7 protein-coding genes are annotated in these 5,762 nt (G+C 38.3%); all 7 read right to left on the bottom strand.

The window, feature by feature from the left end; translation table 11 throughout:
• Positions 1 to 258: 258 nt before the first annotated feature.
• The 7 genes from DFP95_RS28490 to DFP95_RS28455 all read right to left on the bottom strand — a co-directional run bounded on the left by DFP95_RS28490 (position 259) and on the right by DFP95_RS28455 (position 5,462).
• Positions 259 to 1,035, bottom strand: a complete 777-nt coding sequence (locus tag DFP95_RS28490) for a hypothetical protein (protein WP_245988053.1) — start codon at positions 1,033 to 1,035, stop codon at positions 259 to 261.
• Between the two features lie 422 nt (positions 1,036 to 1,457).
• Entirely contained in the window at positions 1,458 to 2,273 is an 816-nt protein-coding gene (locus DFP95_RS29570; RefSeq protein ID WP_245988052.1) for a DUF4871 domain-containing protein, read from the bottom strand.
• Positions 2,274 to 2,497: 224 nt separating this feature from the next.
• Positions 2,498 to 2,827: a DUF3139 domain-containing protein gene (locus DFP95_RS28475; RefSeq protein WP_115996067.1), complete on the bottom strand. Its 330-nt coding sequence runs from the start codon at positions 2,825 to 2,827 to the stop codon at positions 2,498 to 2,500.
• Between the two features lie 210 nt (positions 2,828 to 3,037).
• A complete protein-coding gene (locus DFP95_RS28470) occupies positions 3,038 to 3,346 on the bottom strand; it encodes a hypothetical protein (protein ID WP_115996066.1) in 309 nt (102 codons plus the stop codon).
• A gap of 281 nt (positions 3,347 to 3,627) precedes the next feature.
• On the bottom strand, positions 3,628 to 4,155 hold the full coding sequence (locus DFP95_RS28465; RefSeq protein ID WP_115996065.1) for a hypothetical protein: 528 nt from the start codon (positions 4,153 to 4,155) through the stop codon (positions 3,628 to 3,630).
• A gap of 180 nt (positions 4,156 to 4,335) precedes the next feature.
• On the bottom strand, positions 4,336 to 4,629 hold the full coding sequence (locus DFP95_RS28460; protein WP_245988056.1) for a hypothetical protein: 294 nt from the start codon (positions 4,627 to 4,629) through the stop codon (positions 4,336 to 4,338).
• A gap of 194 nt (positions 4,630 to 4,823) precedes the next feature.
• On the bottom strand, positions 4,824 to 5,462 hold the full coding sequence (locus DFP95_RS28455; RefSeq protein ID WP_115996063.1) for a hypothetical protein: 639 nt from the start codon (positions 5,460 to 5,462) through the stop codon (positions 4,824 to 4,826).
• Positions 5,463 to 5,762: the final 300 nt, after the last annotated feature.

Raw genomic sequence — 5,762 nt, 5'->3', positions numbered from 1 at the left:
AGTGAAAATGAGAAATAACAGAATAGCATATTTCATATCAAAATCCCTTCCTTTAAATTAAACGTAAAATAGACAGGTTTGTTACGCTATCCTGCCCGTTAATTCAATGGAAAAAGCAGACTGCCGTAGCAATCTGCTTCATATCGCTAACGTATTCGTTAGCTTAAAGATTTTCGACTGCCTTTTTCATCATGTCGTCGATATTAGCCTTCATGCGGATCTTTATAATATACAACCATGACGAGATTCACTCCATCATTATAATCCCGCCGCTGCTTTAACTTGTTCTCTGTGAGACATGATTAACACTTTCAATTTTTCCGTTCCGAAAGCGCCTGCCGTGAAACCGTTCGCTTTCGGATAGTAGACCATTCGAAATGATGTACCATCTTGAAGGTGCACACGCAAGAAAATACCAGCTTGATTTTTTGTTTTTTCGTAGACCGCATTAAAACCAACATTCGGCAGAGTCAGAAGTTCGCGAACAAATTCTAAGGACACTTCCTTGCTGAAGTCTCCGATTGGACTGCCGTCCTCGGCGCTTTCTAGGCTGATTTTCTCCACTTTCCCATCTATATCTAATAGTTCACCCATAGTTGCTGCATTCGAATTTTCCTTTACTTCATAGATCTTGTGATTGGCTACGACACGGAATTCCGACTTGTAACCCTCCAATGCGTAGACAACGGTACCAATCGGAAGAAATGCAGCATCCCCGTTCTTCTCCACATGATCCATACAAGCATTATCATTTAACATATAGGAGACTTCACCTACCTGATCTCCGAGTTGCTCCTCCGTTACCGCCTTGGTTCCATCGTAGTTTTGATAAAATTTAATGTTATTGATCATTAGGAAATCGACCCATTCAATTTTAGCCATGCAAGGTTCCGTTGCTTTCTCCAAAACTTGTTCAGTTTCAGCAACCTGAGATTTTGGTGTGACTCCCCTTTTGTCCATCGTACCGCAACTGGACGCGATCATTAAAAAAAGAAGTATGAACGGAGTCTGTCCCAAATATTTCATCCATCTCATTATTCTTCACCTCAAACTTTATAGACGTATTTACTGCTCTCGATTTTCCCTTCGCCTTCTTTGGTTGGGTCTATTCCTAGACTTCGAAAAAAATCTAATACTGTCTGAGGTAGTAGTTCAATTGCTTCTACGTAATTTTTGCAATTGATACAGTCACAGCCTTTGATGATTTGATGGTAAGTATGGTAAAAGGTTTTCGTTTCTTCAACATCAATTTCAATAACCCAATCCCCAATTATCATTGTTTCATGGATTTACCCCATTTGAATAGTTCTTAATACAATCATATACCACGGTTTCAGTTATTACACTAATCTGCCCGTTACTTCAATGGACAACGGCAGTGTTCGGTGTGACCGGCTGCCGTTGCGCCTTTATTCAACTATGATTCCCCGTTAGTGTAACAATATGGTACGTAGGTTTCACTCGTTCTTCTTATGTACTTCAACAACGATGCTGCCGAAAAGCTTTTCCCCTAAATAGGCATCTAATCGCCAGAGACCAGTAGATGGCAACGACATTGATGACACTATAGAAGCGTCTGCTCCGTTAATTGGCCCACCTACTCTTCCCGAAGAATTAAAGACATTGATACTTTCTCCTGTTTCATTACTTGTTCCTTTAACTACAAAAGAACCTTGAAGTTCTTCGGCTTTTCCCCAGAAGTGCCACATGTATCTTTGTTTTTTATTTGGATAAAACCGTAACACTTCCCCATCATCATAAATAAAGCCGATTCTCTCTTCTTCTCCAATCATGGTGTAGATACCTGATTTAAACAAAGGACTTGCTTTCCAATCCTCCTTGTTTAAATCAGGCTCTGCTTCTACAACGATACTGTCAAAATAATTATCACCCATGTAAACTTCAAGCCGCCAAGTTCCTTTTTTATCAAACCCGAACTTAGCAGCGCTTTGTGCATCCGCGCCTAACTTGTTCTCTGACCTAGAGACCTCCCAATCGGGATACAAAGTCGTTATTGTACCTGTCTCTTCGTGTACGCCAATCAGGCGGTACTTATCTGCTAATTCTTCTGGCTTCCCCCAAAAGTAAATGAAAAAGTGCCCACCTTTAGAAATATTACTATTTTCGCCTTTAGGTTCAAACCCTAACCGACCTTCTTTTCCATACAACTTTACTCCACCGACTTCAAACCAGTCCGTCTGATTATCTGCTTTGTTTTGGGACGTACATGCTGTTATTAGAAAAAGTAATCCAAGAAATAAATACTTTAACATAACTATACACACTCCCTTCGCCATAATTGTATCATTCTGGAATTTAGTCGTGAAGATAAGATTACCATTTATCGATAATCGGTTTTTAAACATCGGCCAGTTACTTCAAAAAATAGAAAAGGAACTTGCCTTCTGGCAAGCTCCCACTATTGTTTTGAACAAGTTGGACGAATAAGGAACAGGATACCAGTTGAACTTTTGTATCCGTTAGCGTAACGTGATCATCATTCTTCTATATGTTTTGTTCCATTCCAACTGTTTTGAAAAATCTCACCGTTCTTATTCTCGCCATAGTAATAATTGTGACCTGGTTCGTCTCTAAACTGAACATCAACACGATAATCATGCATTCCGTCGAATTTTAATGTTTTTAATGTTCTCATTGTATATTGTCCATGATCATAGCCCTGTTCAGATAAGTGGGTAATGGTCCTGTGTTCTAATGATTCCTTTATAGCTGGGTTTACTTTGATAAAACCATAATAGACGCTTCCAGAACCAAAACCAAGAAACAAGACTACAATGATGGTCACCCAAAATCTGAAAGTTTTCATTATAGTAACTCCCTCCATTGAGATACTATAACTTGTTTCTGTACAGAATAGAAGAAAATTACAACCAATGTTACTAAAGTGGTCGATTATGCAATCCTGCCCGTTAGCTCAACAGGCCGCCGATCTGCCAGCAGCCTGTTGTATTGTGCTATAGTATCCGTTAGCGTAGTGAACTCCGTCGAATGCCAAGCATGAAGATGGAGTTATACATTACAAAAATCCATCCTCGGGTTCACCAACATCAAAACCTAATACTTTTGTTGCTTCCGATTTAAACCTTTCAATCCAAGAATTCCAGTCGCTATTATTCATCTGTGCAAAAAATGATAATCCACTTGGTTCGACTGAAGCCGTAATATATATGTCATCATCTTCTTGTCCAAACCAATATGGTACTCCATTTATATACCCTATCCATCCTGGCATACTTTCATATAAATTAGAAATTTTATGCCATTCTTCGTCAGCAAGATAATACCAAATATTTAGATTGCAATTATGAGAGCTTTTATTAGTCAATGTTTATTCTCCCTTGCTCTGCGAATTACACTAAATTCGTAAAGACTCGTCCACCTAAGGTATTCGCGAAATGATTCAACTAACCTACCCGTTAGTTGAGAAAACGGCAGCCTTTATGCTGGCTGCCGTTTCTTTGAGTTTATTGAGCTATCGTTCGCCGTTAGCTAAACGAATCTGACGCCAAATGTAGCGATACTATCTCCTTGTACAGAGCCACTACAAGCCAATCTTGACTTGTGTATCCTTCACCGTCTCCAGCTATGAGCAGGCCCCTAGTAGACTTAAAAATTAATAACTTTCCCTGATCCTTTTAATGCCTCAAGGATTTTAGTATCGTCTCTAGGATCATCCTGATTTTTTCCATATTGTATTTTGTACATGTCGGTATCACTTCCTTTAAGCCACAAAGATGAGATCTTTGGAATATCAATATCAGGAAATTGAGAAGACCAAGAGGACCAAAAACTCCCTAGATATATTCTTTCTTCACCCACAACTACAACAAAAGGTCTACCGCTTGATGGTACTTTTCCTTCTAACTTTCCCTCTAAACTAATGCCTTCCTTCATTGTGAATTCATGTTCTGTCCAATTGTATGTTCTAATTTCCTTGTCGGTAAGCACAGGTATAGTTTCTAATGGAAGATCAGCAAGCTTTTTACTCATGGCGTCAGTTGAAGATAAGTCTTTAACCAAATAAATTGAGAATTCATTAACAGCGCTCTCCTTATTGCCATTATTACAGCCAACATTTAGGCATAGCATAACATTCAGAATTACAAATAATTTAATATTAGATGATGATATCATTAGAACCCCACTCTCTTTTTTTAGACATTTATTACAGAATAGACGTTAGATATTTATAAAGGTTTAATTTTATGGCATTTCATCCAATATTAATATCTCTGTTGTTTAGCTATTCTGCACGTTAGCTGAGTAGGCTGCCGATAATTCGGCAGCCTGTTGTCGTTGTGCTATGGTTTCTCGTTAGTTTAATTCGCTAAGAATTACAGGAAGTAATATTAATAAAATAGAGCCTGAAAGTAGTAGTTGGGTTGCTCCTCTTGGGAGTTTTTCTCTTCCTTTTCCCTTGTACCATCCACTAAATTGCATTTTATTTCTATATAAAACGAAAAGCAGAATGAAAATACCAAACAGTGCGGTCCAGCCATGTTTATCAATATTTATGCCGATTTCTGAGTATATTGTTCTAATTAAATATCCCAAAAAACCTCCGAGAAGTGCGACTATAACAATAATACGAAGCAATTCAAGTATCACCCTCAACGAATCTCCTCCTTATGCTCCAACCAATGTAACCCTTTACGTTTCAATACGTGGAAAGTTGCGCTAATCTGCCCGTTGATCAGGCCGCCGACGTGATTGGCAACCTGTTGTCGTTGTGCTATCGTATCCGTTAGCGTAATGAAGATCGGATCGGACCCGAGGGCCGAATGGCCCGAAACGTTGATGTTTTATTGTTCTGGAGGAAGGCTATAAATTACATTGCCTTGCCCATCTAAAAACTCTAATCTTGGTATATCGTTCGTATCAATAACCATTCGAATTCTTTCCTTGCCCTTGCTATCACTTAACCGTACTGATACATCACCATTTCTATTTTTACCCATAAAAATTCTCTGATGTTGCCCCCTATATAATTCCGCTAATGCGTTTTGCTTTTCAGGTCCATCTTCCATACTTTGAATTATATTTGATTTCTCTATTATTTCAGGAAGCGGTATATTAGGTCGATCATAAATATGAAAACCATATGTCTGTTCTCCGTTCCTATCATCTACATCCATTTGAACTATTTGATCTTGCTTATACTGGTCAAAAGTGATGGATAGACCTGAATGATATTCCCCATTCTCTTTCTTTTCACTACCAAATAATAACCCGCCGCATTCATCACCTTCACCATTGTAAAATATTATTCCTGAAACTGGATCATTCTGTCTATGGCCTGGTAATATGTCTTTTCCATCCATCATGGGAGGTGGTACATTCCCCTTGCTAAACAAGGTCATCTTTATGTTCCCATCATTATCGACTATATTGAGGTTTTCCACATCAATATTCTTGATTCTCTGAGCGTTGTTATCCTTCATGAGATATCCTCCTAAGAGTAGGTTTTATTTTAATAGCTTGCGCTGATTTCCTATAAAATCGTATTTATGAACTTCGTAAAAAGCTCATTATTTTACATATTCGTGAATTGATTAAACTATCCTGCCCTCTAGCTTACTGGTCATTTATGACGTCCTTCACATCAAAGTTCCACCCCAATCATTTGTTAGCTTAACAACCTGGTCAAACTAACTAAGTGATCTTGTTGGTCTAAATGCTTTAAAGCATCATTGACCACCTCTTGCGAAAAACTCTTCACTATTATTTGATTTTCTATCATA

Origin of the sequence: Cohnella lupini (genome assembly GCF_003386205.1) — a bacterium.
Taxonomy (GTDB): domain Bacteria; phylum Bacillota; class Bacilli; order Paenibacillales; family Paenibacillaceae; genus Cohnella; species Cohnella lupini.
The sequence above is the reverse complement of the archived record's forward strand: the minus strand, read 5'-3'. Positions and strand labels throughout refer to the sequence as shown.